This is a genomic window from Pantoea sp. EA-12, assembly GCF_030053355.1.
Taxonomy (GTDB): domain Bacteria; phylum Pseudomonadota; class Gammaproteobacteria; order Enterobacterales; family Enterobacteriaceae; genus Pantoea; species Pantoea vagans_C.
In genome coordinates this window covers 58,026-73,362 of the sequence record NZ_JASGBY010000004.1, presented here as the reverse complement: position 1 = coordinate 73,362, position 15,337 = coordinate 58,026, and the positions used below count along the sequence as shown (strand labels likewise).

General features: G+C 54.5%; 14 protein-coding genes. 6 read left to right on the top strand and 8 right to left on the bottom strand.

Annotated elements, in window-relative coordinates:
- Nucleotides 1-35: 35 nt before the first annotated feature.
- Both ribD and nrdR read right to left on the bottom strand, forming a co-directional pair.
- Nucleotides 36-1,139, bottom strand: a complete 1,104-nt coding sequence (gene ribD / locus QMZ30_RS07500; RefSeq protein WP_283226903.1) for a bifunctional diaminohydroxyphosphoribosylaminopyrimidine deaminase/5-amino-6-(5-phosphoribosylamino)uracil reductase RibD — start codon at nt 1,137-1,139, stop codon at nt 36-38.
- A gap of 3 nt (nt 1,140-1,142) precedes the next feature.
- Nucleotides 1,143-1,592, bottom strand: coding sequence for a transcriptional regulator NrdR (nrdR, locus tag QMZ30_RS07495; protein WP_034831027.1), 450 nt, complete (start codon nt 1,590-1,592; stop codon nt 1,143-1,145).
- Between the two features lie 172 nt (nt 1,593-1,764).
- On the opposite strand from nrdR, the gene lysM reads away from it, so the two are divergent.
- Both lysM and QMZ30_RS07485 read left to right on the top strand, forming a co-directional pair.
- Nucleotides 1,765-2,202 (top strand): peptidoglycan-binding protein LysM, encoded by a 438-nt coding sequence (gene lysM / locus QMZ30_RS07490; RefSeq protein WP_039330013.1) that lies wholly within the window; start codon nt 1,765-1,767, stop codon nt 2,200-2,202.
- A gap of 14 nt (nt 2,203-2,216) precedes the next feature.
- Nucleotides 2,217-2,780, top strand: coding sequence for a SadB/YajI family lipoprotein (locus QMZ30_RS07485; RefSeq protein WP_283226902.1), 564 nt, complete (start codon nt 2,217-2,219; stop codon nt 2,778-2,780).
- A gap of 59 nt (nt 2,781-2,839) precedes the next feature.
- Here the strand turns inward: QMZ30_RS07485 and secF are convergent, their stop codons facing one another.
- Genes secF through queA form a run of 5 tightly spaced genes read right to left on the bottom strand, consistent with a single transcriptional unit; the run spans nt 2,840 to nt 8,283 of the window.
- Nucleotides 2,840-3,808, bottom strand: coding sequence for a protein translocase subunit SecF (gene secF / locus QMZ30_RS07480; RefSeq protein WP_283226901.1), 969 nt, complete (start codon nt 3,806-3,808; stop codon nt 2,840-2,842).
- Between the two features lie 10 nt (nt 3,809-3,818).
- Nucleotides 3,819-5,666 carry a protein translocase subunit SecD gene (gene secD / locus QMZ30_RS07475; RefSeq protein ID WP_071885749.1) on the bottom strand — a complete coding sequence of 616 codons (1,848 nt, stop codon included), beginning with the start codon at nt 5,664-5,666 and terminating at the stop codon, nt 3,819-3,821.
- Between the two features lie 25 nt (nt 5,667-5,691).
- Entirely contained in the window at nt 5,692-6,024 is a 333-nt protein-coding gene (gene yajC, locus QMZ30_RS07470; RefSeq protein ID WP_034831018.1) for a preprotein translocase subunit YajC, read from the bottom strand.
- Nucleotides 6,025-6,049: 25 nt separating this feature from the next.
- Nucleotides 6,050-7,174 carry a tRNA guanosine(34) transglycosylase Tgt gene (gene tgt, locus QMZ30_RS07465; RefSeq protein ID WP_039330004.1) on the bottom strand — a complete coding sequence of 375 codons (1,125 nt, stop codon included), beginning with the start codon at nt 7,172-7,174 and terminating at the stop codon, nt 6,050-6,052.
- 38 nt (nt 7,175-7,212) lie between these two features.
- Complete coding sequence (gene queA / locus QMZ30_RS07460; protein ID WP_283226900.1) at nt 7,213-8,283, bottom strand: tRNA preQ1(34) S-adenosylmethionine ribosyltransferase-isomerase QueA; 1,071 nt, start codon at nt 8,281-8,283, stop codon at nt 7,213-7,215.
- A 244-nt stretch (nt 8,284-8,527) separates the two neighbouring features.
- Here queA and QMZ30_RS07455 point away from each other — a divergent pair, with 244 nt between their 5' ends.
- The 4 genes from QMZ30_RS07455 to QMZ30_RS07440 all read left to right on the top strand — a co-directional run bounded on the left by QMZ30_RS07455 (nt 8,528) and on the right by QMZ30_RS07440 (nt 13,653).
- On the top strand, nt 8,528-9,109 hold the full coding sequence (locus QMZ30_RS07455; protein WP_039330000.1) for an ACP phosphodiesterase: 582 nt from the start codon (nt 8,528-8,530) through the stop codon (nt 9,107-9,109).
- Nucleotides 9,110-9,373: 264 nt separating this feature from the next.
- Nucleotides 9,374-10,183 carry an inositol monophosphatase family protein gene (locus tag QMZ30_RS07450; protein ID WP_283226899.1) on the top strand — a complete coding sequence of 270 codons (810 nt, stop codon included), beginning with the start codon at nt 9,374-9,376 and terminating at the stop codon, nt 10,181-10,183.
- Between the two features lie 23 nt (nt 10,184-10,206).
- Entirely contained in the window at nt 10,207-11,424 is a 1,218-nt protein-coding gene (locus QMZ30_RS07445; RefSeq protein ID WP_283227101.1) for a histidine-type phosphatase, read from the top strand.
- Between the two features lie 276 nt (nt 11,425-11,700).
- A complete protein-coding gene (locus tag QMZ30_RS07440) occupies nt 11,701-13,653 on the top strand; it encodes an acyltransferase family protein (RefSeq protein ID WP_283226898.1) in 1,953 nt (650 codons plus the stop codon).
- A 315-nt stretch (nt 13,654-13,968) separates the two neighbouring features.
- On the opposite strand, the gene proY is transcribed toward QMZ30_RS07440, so the two are convergent.
- On the bottom strand, nt 13,969-15,324 hold the full coding sequence (gene proY / locus QMZ30_RS07435; RefSeq protein ID WP_283226897.1) for a proline-specific permease ProY: 1,356 nt from the start codon (nt 15,322-15,324) through the stop codon (nt 13,969-13,971).
- Nucleotides 15,325-15,337: the final 13 nt, after the last annotated feature.

Sequence of the window (15,337 nt, the reverse complement as noted above, 5' to 3'; positions counted from 1 at the left end):
TCTTCGGCAACGCGCTCAGGCTTTTCAGTCAATGCTTAAGCGGGCGTCAGGGTCAGTCGCAGGTCCTCTCCGACCTTGCGCACATCACTGAATTTCATGACTGGCGCATCGACCAGTTGTTCAAGTCCGGGCAGTTCACACAGACCGCGTGCCGCATTGCCCAATAGCTTCGGTGCCATGTAGACGATCAGCTCATCCACCAAACCCACCTGTAAAAGTGCACCGGCCAGTTGCGCGCCCGCTTCCACCCAGACAGAGTTGATCTGACGCTGACCGAGCAGCATCATCATCGCCACCAAGTCCAGCTGTTCACCGCGCAACGGCACCGCAATCTGGCTGACGCTCTCCGGCCAACTTTGCTGATCGATTTCACTGCGCATCAGCCAGGTTTCACCGGATTGTGCGATGAGCCGGTGCTGGGGCGTAACGCGTTGTTGGCTATCAATCACCACACGCACCGGCTGGCGCAGCGACGCTTCATCAAGCTGCTGGCGCGTGCTCTCGTTCAGTTCATTCCAGCGCACCGTCAGCGAGGGATTATCCGCTAACACCGTGGCACTGGTGGTAAGAATAGCCGAACTCTGGGCACGTAAATGTTGCACATCGCGCCTTGCAGCCGCAGAGGTGATCCACTGGCTTTCGCCACTGGCCATTGCTGTGCGCCCATCAAGGGATGCGCCGAGTTTGAGTTGGATCCACGGGAAGCCAGTGCGCATACGTTTCAGAAAACCGCGATTCAATGCTTCCGCTTCGCTCATCATTAGACCGTGACTGACCTCGATGCCCGCCTGTTGCAGACGATACAATCCGCGCCCCGCCACTTGCGGGTTAGGATCCTGCATCGCGGCCACCAAGCGGCTGACGCCTGCAGCGATTAACGCATCACAGCACGGCGGCGTGCGCCCATGGTGGCTACAGGGTTCCAGCGTGACATACGCCGTGGCACCCCGAGCCTTTTCACCTGCCATACGCAACGCGTGCACTTCGGCATGAGGTTCACCGGCACGCTGATGCCAGCCTTCGCCAACCACTTCTCCGTCGCGCACGATGACGCAGCCGACGTTAGGATTGGGGGTAGTGGTGAAACGTCCGCGTCGCGCCAGTTCCAGCGCACGCGCCATGTAGCGTTCGTCAGTCATGGCTTAGTCCTGTAAGCGGGCGATCTCTTCGCCAAAATCACGGATATCTTCGAAACTGCGATAAACCGAAGCAAAGCGGATGTAAGCCACCTTGTCGAGCTTCTTCAGCTCTTCCATCACCAGGTTCCCCACCAGCTTGCTGGGAATTTCGCGCTCACCGGTGGCGCGCAGTTGGGTTTTGATGTGGTTAACGGCGTTATCCACCGCATCCGCGCTGACCGGGCGTTTTTCCAGCGCCTTCATCATGCCGCTGGCGAGCTTATCTTCGTTAAAGGGTTCACGCACATCGTTGCTTTTCACCACCCGCGGCATCACCAACTCCGCCACTTCAAAGGTGGTAAAACGCTCATGGCACACCAGACACTGGCGGCGACGGCGCACCGAAGAACCTTCACTGACCAGACGCGAATCAATGACTTTGGTGTCCACAGCGGAGCAGAAGGGGCAATGCATGACGTTTCCTGTCGCGAGATAAATAGGCCACACAGTGTAGCGCGATCTCGATAGCAACTAAATACACCAGGCTGAATCACCACCCTGCTCACAGACATAACAGCCCAGACCAACTCCTCCGCAAAAGCCACTACGCTTAAAGAGCCAATCCGGCACAATTGCAGGAGGTTATATGGGTCTGTTCAATTTCGTTAAAGAAGCAGGGGAAAAGTTATGGGATGCGGTAACCGGCGCTGACGATCCCAGCAAGAAATTACAGGATCACATTAAGCAACTGGGTTTGCCTGACAGTGACAAAGTGAAAGTCGATGTGCAAGGCGATACCGTTACAGTCAGCGGCGATGGCATCTCCCAGGAGCTGAAAGAGAAAATACTGGTGGCAGCCGGTAACGTGGCCGGGATTACCAAAGTCGATGACAAGGTTACGGTGTCGGATTCGGCACCAGAAGCGCAATTCTACACGGTGAAAAAAGGCGATACCCTGAGCGCGATTTCCAAACAGGTTTACGGGAATGCCAATGAATACAACAAGATTTTTGAAGCAAACAAGCCAATGCTGACGCATCCTGATAAGATCTACCCCGGACAGGTATTACGCATTCCCAATTAACACAAGGACATTGCATGACGATCAGGACGTTTTGGGCACCTGCAGCGCTTTCGCTGCTGGTACTCAGTGGTTGTAGTTCAACGCCGACTTCACCGCAGGTCAAAGAGTTACATCAGGAAGTGAGCCAGCTTAATCAGCAGATGCGCAAGCTCACCAATCAGGCGACCGCGCTGGAAATCCAGGGGCAGCTCAATGGTCAGTCAACCCAGGGGGCGTGGCTGCTACCGCAGGCTAATACGCCGGTGGAGCTGCAAACTCAAGTGGGTAAATTGCGTTTGTCACTGTCACGTGTGGAAGGCGAAGTGAGCGGCAGTCGTGCCAGTCTGAACATTCGGTCTACCGATGATCAGCCAGTTCCCGCCCTGAGTGCCACCGTGGTGTGGGGTGAATTAGACCCGGCCAGTGGCAAACCGCTGAATGCGGAGAGCCTGAGCCAGACCATTCAGGTAGAAGCCAGCCTGATGCCACGCAGTTCAGTCACCGTGCCATTGCGTTTGAGTGGGCTCACGCCCGATCAACTGGGCTACGTGCGCGTCCATGATGTGCAAGGTGTCGCTGAAGTCAAAAAAACGCCCTGATCATCAGGCATAAAAAAACGGGCTGCACCTGGCAGCCCGTTTTCATGTCACTCATCGCATTACGGCAAGATCGAAGGCTGATCTGCGCCCTCTTTCTCAACTTTCTGCACCAACATATGTTCACGTTTCATACCCAGTTTCAGCGCTAACGCTGAAGAAACATAGATAGATGAAACGGTACCGATAGTGACACCGATCAGCATGGTGAGTGAGAAGCCTTTCAGCAGCGCACCACCAAAGATGAACAGGATCAGAATCATTGCCAGTGTGGTCAACGAGGTGATCAAAGTACGGCTCAACGTCTGGGTCAGCGACACGTTGGTGATATCGTAAGAAGAACCGCGGCGGATCTTGCGGAAGTTCTCACGAATACGGTCAGACACCACGATCTTATCGTTAAGTGAGTAGCCGATGACAGACATCAACGACGCAACAATCGTCAGATCGATCTCGATATGTGCCAGCGACAAAATGCCGCAGGTGATGATCACGTCGTGCGCCAGTGCCAGCACGGTGCCCAACGCCAGACGCCACTCAAAGCGGAAGCCGATGTAGATCAGAATCGCAATCAATGCAGACAGCAGCGCCATCGCACCGGCCTGCGCCAAATCGCTACCCACACTTGGGCCCACGAACTCGATGCGCTTCACAGTGGCGTTTTGCTGCGTCGTCTGGTTAATCGACGCCACGACTTTGGCACCGAGTTCCTGACCTGCCGCGCCAGTGGCTGGCGGCATACGCACCATCACGTCACGGCTGCTGCCGAAGTTCTGCACCAGCGGCTCCTGGAAGCCCGCTTTCACCAATCCTTCACGCAGTGCGTCCAGATCGGCCGGTTTTTCCAGGTTAATTTCAATCACCGTACCACCGGTAAAATCAAGGCCCCAGTTGAAGCCTCGCACACCGATCATGGCGATAGACGCCACAATCAGCAGACCGGAGATGATGAAGGCCAGCGTATCCCAGCGCATAAAGTCAACGACCTTACGCCCGTGGTTTAGCTGTTCAATACTATAGTCCTGTGCCACAACGCACTCCTCAGATAGACAGCTTGTTGATGCGTTTGCCGCCGTACACCAGGTTAACGATGGCACGGGTGCCGACGATAGCGGTAAACATAGAGGTCGCGATACCGATAGCGGTGGTGATCGCAAAGCCTTTAATTGAACCGGTACCGACCGCATAAAGAATGATCACTTTGATCAGCGTGGTGACGTTGGCGTCGACGATACTGGAGAAGGCGCCTTTATAGCCCTCATGAATCGCCTGCTGTACCGAGCGTCCGTTACGCAGTTCTTCTTTAATACGTTCGTTAATCAACACGTTGGCATCGACCGCAACCGCCAGCGTCAGCACGATACCGGCAATACCCGGCATGGTGAGCGTCGCCCCCGGCAGCAGTGACATAATGCCGACAATCAGCACCAGGTTGCACAGCAGTGCGCTGGTAGCAATCAGGCCAAACTTCTTATAGAACACCACCATAAAGATGATGGAGGCGATCAGACCCCACAAGCAGGCTTCGAGACCCTGCGTGATGTTCTGCTGACCCATGGTTGGACCAATGGTACGCTCTTCCACGATCTGAATAGGCGCAATCAATGCACCGGCACGCAGCAGCAGCGACAGCTGACGTGCTTCGTTCGGGTTGTTGATACCAGTGATACGGAAGCTGTTGCCGAGGCGAGACTGAATGTTCGCCACGTTGATCACTTGTTCCTGTTTCACCAGAATCGCACGACCATTCGCATCTTTCTTACCGCTGTCCTTGTACTCCACAAACAGGGTCGCCATCGGTTTACCGATGTTGTCCTTGGTGAAGTTAGACATGATGTTACCGCCCGCGCCATCCAGAGAAATGTTCACCTGCGGCTGGTTGTACTCATCCATGCTGGAAGTTGAGTCGGTAATATGGTCACCGGTCAGAATCACACGCTTGTACAGCACAACTGGCTGGCCTTCACGCGTCTCTTTCACTTCCGAATCACCCGGCACACGGCCACTGGCCGCCGCAGTTGGATCAACGGAGGTATTTACCAGACGGAATTCCAGTGTTGCGGTCGCGCCCAGAATCTCTTTGGCGCGCGCGGTGTCCTGAATACCCGGCAGCTCAACCACGATGCGGTCAGAACCCTGACGCTGCACCAACGGCTCGGCAACGCCCAGCTGGTTAACACGGTTACGCAGGATGTTGATGTTCTGCTGAACCGCATACTCACGTGCTTCGCTGAGACGCGCATCGGTCATCACCGCACGCAGCGTATCGCTGCCGACGCTGGAGATCACCAGATCGCGATGGCGCGGTGACAGATAGCTGATAGCCGCATCACGGCTTGCACCGTCGCGGAAACGCACTTCTACACCGTAGTTAGCGATTTTGTTGACGTTGGTATACGGGATGCTTTTGTCGCGCAGGTCACTGCGCAGGCCATCGGCATTCTGCTCTTGCAGTTTGCCCAGAGCGGTATCCATATCCACTTCCATCAGGAAGTGTACGCCGCCACGCAAATCAAGACCGAGTTTCATCGGCTGTGCGGCCAGCATCGTCAACCAGCGCGGCGTGGCCGGCGCAAGGTTCAGAGCAACAACGTAGTCATCGCCCAACGATGCAGTCAGAGCATCGCGCGCGCGCAGTTGCACGTCCTGATTGTCAAAACGGGCCAGAATGGCACCATTTTCCAGCGCGAGGGATTTGCTCTGAATATTGTCTTGTTTCAAGACGTTCTGGATCTGATCCAACGTTTTTTCACTGGCGGCGCCACCGCGCGCACCAGTGATCTGAACGGCCGGATCCTCACCATAAAGGTTAGGAAGCGCATAGAGCAGGCCGACGAGAATCACGACGACCAGCATGATGTACTTCCACAAAGGATAACGGTTTAACACGGCAGTTCCCTTCGGGAAGAAAAAATTACAGCGCCTTCATAGTACCTTTCGGCAGAACGGCGGCCACGAAATCACGTTTAACAACTACTTCAGTGGTGTCGTTCAGGGCGATAGAAACATAGCCGTTGTCAGCAACTTTGGTCACACGACCGACTAAGCCGCCGCTGGTCAACACTTCATCACCTTTAGAGATGGAATCCATCAGCTTTTTGTGATCTTTTGAACGCTTCTGCTGCGGGCGCAGAATCATGAAGTAGAAGATCAGACCAAACACCACCAGCATGATCACCAGAGAATAAGGACTTCCCTGAGACGGAGCGCCTGCTGCGGCAACGGCGTCAGAAATGAAAAAGCTCATTAAATTTCCCTCATTGATAGAATTATCAGACGTTTAACGGTGGAACCGCTTTGCCCGTCCGTTGGTAGAACTCGCTAACAAAGTGCTCTAATTTACCCTCTTCAATGGCCTTACGTAAACCCGCCATCAAACGCTGGTAATAGCGCAGATTGTGAATCGTATTCAGACGTGCGCCCAGTATTTCGTTACAACGATCAAGATGATACAAGTAGGCGCGGCTATAATTGCGACAGGTGTAACAATCACACTCCGCATCCAACGTCGTGGTGTCATCTTTATACTTGGCATTACGGATCTTCACCACGCCATCGGTCACAAACAAATGACCATTACGCGCGTTACGCGTTGGCATGACGCAGTCAAACATATCGATACCGCGGCGAACGCCTTCCACCAGATCTTCTGGTTTGCCGACGCCCATCAAATAACGCGGTTTGTCTTGCGGAATTTGCGGACAGACGTGTTCCAGGATGCGATGCATGTCCTCTTTAGGTTCACCCACCGCCAGGCCGCCCACAGCGTACCCATCAAAGCCGATATCTACCAGACCTTTAACCGAGACATCTCGTAAATCTTCGTAAACACCGCCCTGAATGATGCCGAACAACGCATTTTTGTTGCCCAGCGAATCAAAGCGGTCACGGCTGCGTTGCGCCCAGCGCAAGGACATCTCCATCGAACGTTTGGCGTAATCCCAGTCTGCCGGGTACGGTGTACATTCGTCGAAGATCATCACCACGTCAGAACCGAGATCGTACTGAATTTCCATCGATTTTTCTGGATCGAGGAAGATTGGGTCGCCGTTGATCGGGTTACGGAAATGTACGCCCGCTTCGGTGATCTTACGGATGTCACCGAGACTGAACACCTGGAAGCCGCCGGAGTCAGTCAGAATCGGTCCCTGCCAGTTCATGAAATCGTGCAGGTCACCGTGCAGCTTCATGATCTCCTGACCCGGACGCAGCCAAAGGTGGAAGGTGTTGCCCAGCAGGATCTGTGCACCGGTGTCTTTTACTTCTTCCGGTGTCATACCTTTCACGGTGCCGTAGGTGCCTACTGGCATAAACGCTGGGGTTTCCACCACGCCACGGTCAAAAACCAGACGGCCACGGCGCGCGCGCCCGTCGGTAGTATCTAATTCAAATTTCACATTAACCTCATGAGATAATCAGAGAAACAGTCTGATTATTAAGCCCCAACCATTTCGTCGGGAGCCTGTGGATTACGAGTGATGTACATAGCATCCCCGTAGCTAAAGAAACGATACTGCTCTGCCACCGCGCTCTGATAGGCCGCCATGGTATTTTTGTAACCGGCAAAGGCCGACACCAGCATGATCAGCGTGGATTCCGGCAGATGGAAGTTGGTGATCAGCGCGTCAATCACCTGATAGTGATAGCCAGGATAGATGAATATTTGCGTGTCGTCGAAGAACGGTGCAATCAGCGCATCCTGGCTAGCTTTGGCAGCACTCTCCAGCGAACGCACAGAGGTGGTGCCCACGGCGACCACCTTGTTGCCGCGCGCTTTACAGGCCAACACCGCATCCACCACGTCCTGCGGCACTTCTGCATACTCAGAGTGCATGATGTGATCGTTGATGTTTTCAACGCGCACCGGCTGGAAGGTACCCGCACCGACGTGCAGCGTGACAAACGCCATTTCGATGCCTTTGGCACGCAGTGCGTCCAGTAGCGGTTCGTCAAAGTGCAGACCGGCTGTCGGGGCGGCAACGGCCCCCGGACGCGCGCTGTAGACGGTTTGATAGAGTTCGCGGTCTGCTTCTTCATCTGGACGATCGATATATGGCGGCAGTGGCATATGGCCGACGCTGTTCAGGATATCCAGCACCGCGCGATCGTCAGCGAATTCGATTTCAAATAGCGCATCGTGACGCGCCACCATGGTGGCTTTCACGCTTTCGTCATCACCCAGCAGCAATTCCGCACCGGGCTTCGGCGCTTTGGATGCACGGACGTGCGCGAGTACCCGCTTTTCGTCCAGCATGCGCTCAACCAGCATTTCGATTTTTCCGCCGCTGGCTTTACGGCCATAAACACGCGCGGGGATCACGCGGGTGTTGTTGAACACCAGCAGGTCGCCCGGATTCAGTTTATCCAGCACATCGGTAAACACTTCATGGCTTAACGCACCACTCGGGCCATCCAGCGCCAGCAAGCGGCAACCGCTTCGCTGCGCCTGCGGATAGTGGGCGATCAAAGATTCCGGCAACTCAAAAGCAAAATCGGCTACACGCATGCATCACTTCTTTCAGGACTCAAAAAACAGGCGGCATAGTTTAGCGGAAAAGCGGCAAATTCTGAACAACTGGCTGCATCTCTGTGAATTTACCTGTGACCTGTTGCCTATACACAAAATAATTCGAGTTACAGCAAGGCGGCAAACGAGGGAAGCCCGATGAGCTTACACAAGTAAGTGATTCGGGTGAGCGAGAGCAGCCAACGCCGCTGTAACTCGAATTATGACGTGTATATAATGAGCCATGAACTTTCTTGCTCACCTCCACCTTGCACAGCTGGCTGACAGCTCCCTGCTGGGCAATCTCATGGCCGACTTCGTGCGCGGCAACGTGCAATCGCAATGGCCGGAGCCCGTTGTGGCGGGCATTGCCATGCATCGTCGCGTGGATGTACTCACCGATAATCTGCCAGAAGTGCGGGAAGCGCGGCAATTTTTCCGCGCCGAAACGCGTCGCGTCGCCCCCATTACACTCGACGTCATCTGGGATCATTTCCTCGCCCTGCACTGGGACAAGCTGCACCCGACACAATCGCTGATTGATTTTACGGCGGCGGCCGAGGGAGAAATCCTGCCGCAGCTCCCCGGCACACCGGAAGGGTTCATCGAATTGAATGCGGTTATGTGGCGCGAGCGCTGGTTCGAACATTACGCCGAACCGACGCGGCTGGCTCGCGTGCTTAATGGCATGGCACATCGCCGCCCCCGGCTGGCCGCCCTACGCGACTCTTATCAGGATTTCGTCGATCACTACTCGCAACTTGAGCCGTTGTTCTTCCAGTTCTACCCACGCCTGATGGCAGCCGCCCGCGCACAGCAACTCTGAACCTTTTTTTCACAATCCCGGCATTTCCCCCCCTTGCCAGCCGCAGCCATCTGCGGCTTAATGAAACCTTCCTTAACTTTTGTTAAGTCTGTCACACTGCTCTGTAACTGCTGGTCACTTAAGCGCTTTTCTGTCGCCATTAATGGCCCCCCTACCATGACATTGCTTGTTTTGCGCGGGGAGCGCATTGATGCGCACCGGACAGACCATGTTTTTTGTTGCGTAAGTGCCCAACATTCACAGCCTGAATGATTAGAGGGAAAGATGTCATCAGCTACGCTAACCGAACTTGATGCGCGTTATCACTTCGCCTGTGATGTCGCTAAAACTGCCGCCAGCCGAGCCTTATCCTGGTATCAGCAGCGCCATCAACTGGTGATTGAGCATAAAAAGGATTTACAGGATGTGGTCAGTGAAGCCGATCGCAACGTCGAAGAACTGGTGAAACACCTGATCCACGAACGCTTTCCCGAGGATGCCGTGCTCGGCGAAGAGAGCGGCGGCGAAACCGCAGGCGCGCGCTTTATCTGGGTGATCGATCCGATTGATGGCACCAGCAGCTTCCTTAACGGGCTTCATAACTGGTGCGTGTCGCTGGCCATCGTGTGTGAAGATGAGCCAGTCATTGGTGTGGTGTGCGACCCCAACCATCATGAAACCTTTCACGCCTGCCGTGGCAAGGGCGCTTGGGTCAATGAGAAACGTATTCAGGCGCACAGCGCCCAGCACCTTAACCAAGGTGTTCTCGGCTTAAGCAGCTCCAACAGCCAACCCGTTGAACCGCTCACCGCCTTTATTGGTGGGCTACTCTCCCAGGGCGGCATGTTTATCCGTAACGGTTCCGGAGCCTTGATGAGCGCCTGGGCCGCCGCGGGCCGACTGATTGGCTATTATGAAGCGCACATGAACCCCTGGGATGGATTACCGGGCATCGTTTTAATGCGCGAAGCGGGCGGCCTGACCAATGACTATCTCAGTCATCACGGGCTGCAAAACGGCAATCCGGTGCTGCTGGCCAATGCGGTGATCTATCCGCAGCTCAAAGCCCTGTTATCCGATCATCCTTCACTGTGAATTTGATACGCCCTGCCCTGCTGATGTTACTGGTGTGGGTCGCTTTGCCGGTCAACGCAGAAGAGCGCTATCAATTGGAAAAAGTGGTAGAGATCAGCCGTCACGGCGTACGACCGCCAACGCCAGGTAACCGTAAAGAGATTGAAGCCGCCACCGAACGCCGCTGGCCGCAGTGGCACACTGCGGATGGTGAACTTACCGCTCACGGTTATGCGGCAGTAGTCAATAAAGGACGTTGGGAAGGCGAACATTATCGTCAATCAGGCCTGTTGGACGCGGGCTGTCCCAGTGCCCAGCAGATTTATGTTCGCGCCAGCCCGTTGCAACGTACACGAGCAACAGCGGATGCGCTGGTCACCGGTGCCTTTGCCGATTGCCACGTCAAAGTTCATTACGTTGAGGGAGGCAGCGATCCGCTTTTTCAGAGTGATACATTCTCGTTTGCCCAACTCGATCCCGCCAAAGAATACGCCGCTGTTGCCGCCCAGGCAGGTGATTTGGCGGCATTGCAGCAGCGCTTACAACCCGCGATCCAGCTATTAAAGCAAGCGGTGTGCGCTTCGGACTGCGCTTTCTTTGATCGTCCATGGCAGCTAAAGCAAACCAAAAGCGGCAGTACCTATGTTCAGGGATTGAGTGTGCTGGCGAGTATGGTCGAGACGCTGCGCCTCGGCTGGAGTGAACATCTGCCGTTCAACCAGATCGCGTGGGGGAATATCACCACCTCCGAGCAAATCAGCGCACTGTTGCCGCTGCTGACTGCCAATTACGATCTGAGCAATGACGTGCCCTACATTGCGCAGAAACGCGGCTCCATTTTACTGGATGCCGTGTTAAGCAGCTTAGAAGACAGTGGCAACACGCCTGATACCCGCTGGCTGCTGTTGGTCGCGCATGACACTAATATCGCCATGGTCCGCACGCTGATAGGGTTCAACTGGCAATTGCCGGGTTACGCGCGCGGCAATATTCCACCGGGTAGCAGCCTGGTGTTTGAGCGCTGGCGTGATACGCAAACCCATGCCCGTTTCCTGCGCATCTACTTTCAGGCGCAGAGTCTCGAGGGTTTACGGCAGTTAACGCCGATTGATGATGCGCATCCGTTATTACGAGAAGAGTGGCATCAGGGAAATTGTCACTCCACGTCGGTGGGAGAGCTTTGCCCTTATCAATCTACTTTGCAGCAATTTCGTGCCGCCATTGATCGCCGGGCACTCAGCAAGGTGACTTACCCCGATTAGCGTTAGCATACTTAAGCTCAATGCATAACATCGACGCATTCCTGACGGCATAACGATTCAGCCTCGTAATCATTAATTACCGTTAAATCTGCGATTATTCTAATTTTTTTTCGCCATGATTTTTCTGCGAAGAAAAGGCGTATCCTGACGACGTCAATCATCCCTTAGTAATACCCCTTTTTCTCCTTTGTAACTTTTTTCGGCGACAGGATGCGCCGATTTATTTTTAGTGCCAGGCAAAAATAAAAAATAAACATTCACTTTTGGGTTTTAACTATGACTGCGAAGACTTCCCACCGCTATCGGGCGGATATCGATGGCCTGCGCGCCGTTGCTATTATCTTAGTTGTGTTATTCCATTCCGGTGTCACCGCGTTAAAAGGTGGCTTTATTGGTGTAGACCTGTTTTTTGTTATTTCTGGCTTTCTGATTGGCGGTATTATTAGCAAGGAAATATCTGAAGGACATTTCTCCTTTTATCAATTCTATCTGCGTCGAATTCGTCGTATCGCCCCCGCGCTGTTCTTCATGATGGCAATATTACTGTTGCTCGGGTTTATGTTGTTATCGCCGCTTGAGTTCAGCCAACTAGCGAAATACAGCGTGGCGGTGTTTATCTCCGTTCCCAATATGCTATTAATGAAGAGCGGTGATTATTTCAGCACGGATTCTGATCTTAATCCGCTGTTAATGACCTGGTCACTAGGTATTGAGGAACAGTTCTATATCGTACTGCCGTTTATTCTGCTGCTGGCGGTGCGACTCAAACAATCCATGAGCCGTGTAGTGCTGGTGTTGAGTCTGGTTTCTCTGGCCGCCTGCATCTGGGTCACCGCTTTTGCCAGTACACACGCCTTCTATCTGCTGCCTACACGCGCATGGGAACTTGGCGCTGGGGTGTTACTCGCGTTGTGGAAACCGCAGCCTGTCACCGGTCGCGCGGGCAGTTTACTCAACCTGTTCGGCTGGCTGTTGATTATCGCCGCCAGCGTAATGATCAACAGTGACGATCAATTCCCTGGTTGGGTGGCCATCATCCCCGTACTGGCAGGCTGTTTGATGATCGGAGCTCACAGTAAACTGAATCAGTTACTGTTAGAAAATCCGCTGATGCGGTTCATCGGCAAAGTCTCCTACTCGTGGTATTTGTGGCACTGGCCGCTGCTCAGTCTTGCCCGTATTTGTAGTGACAATCCATTGACCGTTTGGCAAGGCCTGCTGATCAGCACTCTGGCGCTCGGCATTGCCTGGCTCTCCTGGCGCTTCGTCGAACAACCCTTCCGTCAGGCACGAACGGCTGCGCGTTGGGTGATCCCCGGTTACTGTGCTTCTTCAGTGATAGCAGCAGGCGCCATGGTACTGCTGTGGCAAACCGGCGGCATGAAATCACGCGTCAGTGAGTTAGTGGTTAATGCCGATAGCTGGAAGATCTCCGCGCAGCGTAATCCCTGCCTGCTGAGTTATGGCGCTAACCTGCCATCCCGACTGACGGAGTGCCAACCCAAAACCGATCGACCGGGTATTGCTCTGATTGGCGACAGCCATGCCGCCGCCCTACGTGATTCAGTGTCCCGTTACGCGCTGCGTCAGGATAAGCCACTGTATCAATTGACCAAAGCCTCCTGCCCCTTCCTGATTGGGGCGACACGCGTGGTTAATCAGGTGCCCGACCATGCGCAACAGTGCATCAACTTTAATCAGGCCGTATTAAAGATGGTGATGAGCGATAAGATAGATGAAGTGGTGATCAGCGCCTATTGGGCTTCGGGCATGAGCCTGTTACCCGGCGCGGGATTCCGTGAAACGGGCCATCCTGAGAAGAGTAATCTGGAAGCGCTGCAGTCCAGTATGGACCGGGTGATCGCTCAGTTAAGACAGGCCGGGAAGAAGATTACGGTGATCGAGGACGCACCGTCGGTGGATGTCGATCCGCTGCGCTACAGTAATAACCGCAATATGCCGATTCGCCGTGAGTTAAGTGCCTGGCTAGGAAAGTGGGAAGCACCACCGCTGTTAAGCGAGCGCACCAGGCTGTTCCAGTTCCCGGAAGAAGCGGTAGAGAAACTGCTACAGGCGTACAAGCAACAAGGCGTACGCGTGCTGTCTCTGCGCGAGAATCTGTGTAATGAACAAGGATGCATGATTACCAGTGGTGGATTGCCACTCTATTACGACAATAACCATTTGAGTCCAGCAGGCGGGGATATTGCGTTAGGGAAGAATTGGTGACAACCAGGTACAGATAAATGCTTGTTAGTTAGCGACTGACTATAACGCCGTCTGGAGCCCCACGCGGGGAGGCGTGGGGCAGTTCGCGGCCGACCATGGATGGTCATCCGCGAACGGTCCGTCCGGCACGAAGTGGAAGTCGAAGGTACCGCGTCAGCGGCGCGAGGACGGCCCAGAGGGGGCAGTAGTGGCGGCAGAGCCCGCACAGAAAAGAAAGGCCACTTATCAAAAAGCAGCCTGAGTTCTTAACTAACGAGCATTACGCCACTTGTGGCAACCTTCAGGCAGGTGCATCGTGATACACACCCGTCAATTTCAACCCTGGCGCTTCTTCACCAGTGGCCATGCCAGCAACAGCAGCACAATCCAGCCAAAGCCCGCGTACAGTGACACACGCGTATCCGGGAAATAGCCAATCAGCGCGATGATAAACACCAGAAATGCCACGCCGATCCACGCTGTTGCACTGCCACCAGGCAGGGCAAACTGCAGCTTACCGGCTTCCTGCGCACCAATTTTGCGGCGGAACGCAATCTGCGACAGCAGAATCATGATCCACACCCACACCGTGGCAAAGGTCGCCAGCGAAGCGATCACCAGGAACACTTTTTCTGGCATCAGATAGTTGAGATAAACCGCCATCAGCAACGCCACCATCATCACCACCACTGTCACCCACGGCGCACCGCGCTCGCTGGTGTTGGTGAAGACTTTTGGCGCATGGCCCTGCTGCGCCATACCGTGCAGCATGCGTCCGACACCAAACACATCGCTGTTAATCGCCGACAGGGACGCGGTGATCACCACAAAGTTGAGAATGGACGCCGCCGCCGCAATGCCGAGATGCTGGAAGGTCAGCACAAACGGGCTGCCCTGCGTACCGACCTGGTTCCAGGGATAGATCGACATAATGACGAACAGCGTACCCACGTAGAACACCAGAATACGCAGCGGTACAGAGTTGATAGCGCGAGGAATCGACTTCGCAGGATCTTCCGCTTCACCGGCCGTGATCCCGATAATCTCAATGCCACCGTAAGCGAACATCACCATCTGCAGTGACAGCAGCATACCGATGATACCGTGCGCGAAGAAACCGCCATTGGTCCACAGATTGTGAATACCGGTTGGCTGACCGCCGTTGCCGATGCCCCAGAAAATAATGCCGAAACCGGCGAGAATCATGATGATGATGGTGGCGACTTTGAAGAAAGAGAACCAAAACTCCACTTCGCCAAACACCTTCACGCTCATCAGGTTAATACCGCCGATGATCAACACCACGCTGAGTACCCAGATCCAGTGCGGCACTTCCGGGAACCACACGCCCATGTAGATGCCGAACGCCGTGACGTCAGCAATCGCCACAATCAGGATTTCAAAACAGTAGGTCCAGCCCGTGATGTATCCCGCCAGTGGACCGAGATAATCCTGCGCATAACGCGAAAAAGAGCTGGCCTGCGGGTTATTCACTGACATCTCACCCAGCGCACGCATGATGATATACGCCACGGCACCGCCGATGATGTAGGCCAGCAGCACGCTGGGCCCCGCCATTTTGATCGCATCCGCCGAGCCGTAAAACAGCCCGGTGCCAATCGCCGATCCCAGTGCCATAAACCGGATGTGGCGCGTGCTCAGTCCGCGTTTGAGCTTGTTGGTTTCTTGCATAACCGCCTGTACC

What these genes read in the sequence shown, in the direction of transcription:
- proY (WP_283226897.1), bottom strand. Translation starts at nt 15,324, where the DNA reads ATGCAAGAAACCAACAAGCTCAAACGCGGACTGAGCACGCGCCACATC.
- lysM (WP_039330013.1), top strand. Translation starts at nt 1,765, where the DNA reads ATGGGTCTGTTCAATTTCGTTAAAGAAGCAGGGGAAAAGTTATGGGAT.
- QMZ30_RS07485 (WP_283226902.1), top strand. Translation starts at nt 2,217, where the DNA reads ATGACGATCAGGACGTTTTGGGCACCTGCAGCGCTTTCGCTGCTGGTA.
- QMZ30_RS07450 (WP_283226899.1), top strand. Translation starts at nt 9,374, where the DNA reads ATGTCATCAGCTACGCTAACCGAACTTGATGCGCGTTATCACTTCGCC.
- yajC (WP_034831018.1), bottom strand. Translation starts at nt 6,024, where the DNA reads ATGAGCTTTTTCATTTCTGACGCCGTTGCCGCAGCAGGCGCTCCGTCT.
- ribD (WP_283226903.1), bottom strand. Translation starts at nt 1,139, where the DNA reads ATGACTGACGAACGCTACATGGCGCGTGCGCTGGAACTGGCGCGACGC.
- QMZ30_RS07440 (WP_283226898.1), top strand. Translation starts at nt 11,701, where the DNA reads ATGACTGCGAAGACTTCCCACCGCTATCGGGCGGATATCGATGGCCTG.
- queA (WP_283226900.1), bottom strand. Translation starts at nt 8,283, where the DNA reads ATGCGTGTAGCCGATTTTGCTTTTGAGTTGCCGGAATCTTTGATCGCC.
- QMZ30_RS07455 (WP_039330000.1), top strand. Translation starts at nt 8,528, where the DNA reads ATGAACTTTCTTGCTCACCTCCACCTTGCACAGCTGGCTGACAGCTCC.
- QMZ30_RS07445 (WP_283227101.1), top strand. Translation starts at nt 10,207, where the DNA reads ATGTTACTGGTGTGGGTCGCTTTGCCGGTCAACGCAGAAGAGCGCTAT.
- nrdR (WP_034831027.1), bottom strand. Translation starts at nt 1,592, where the DNA reads ATGCATTGCCCCTTCTGCTCCGCTGTGGACACCAAAGTCATTGATTCG.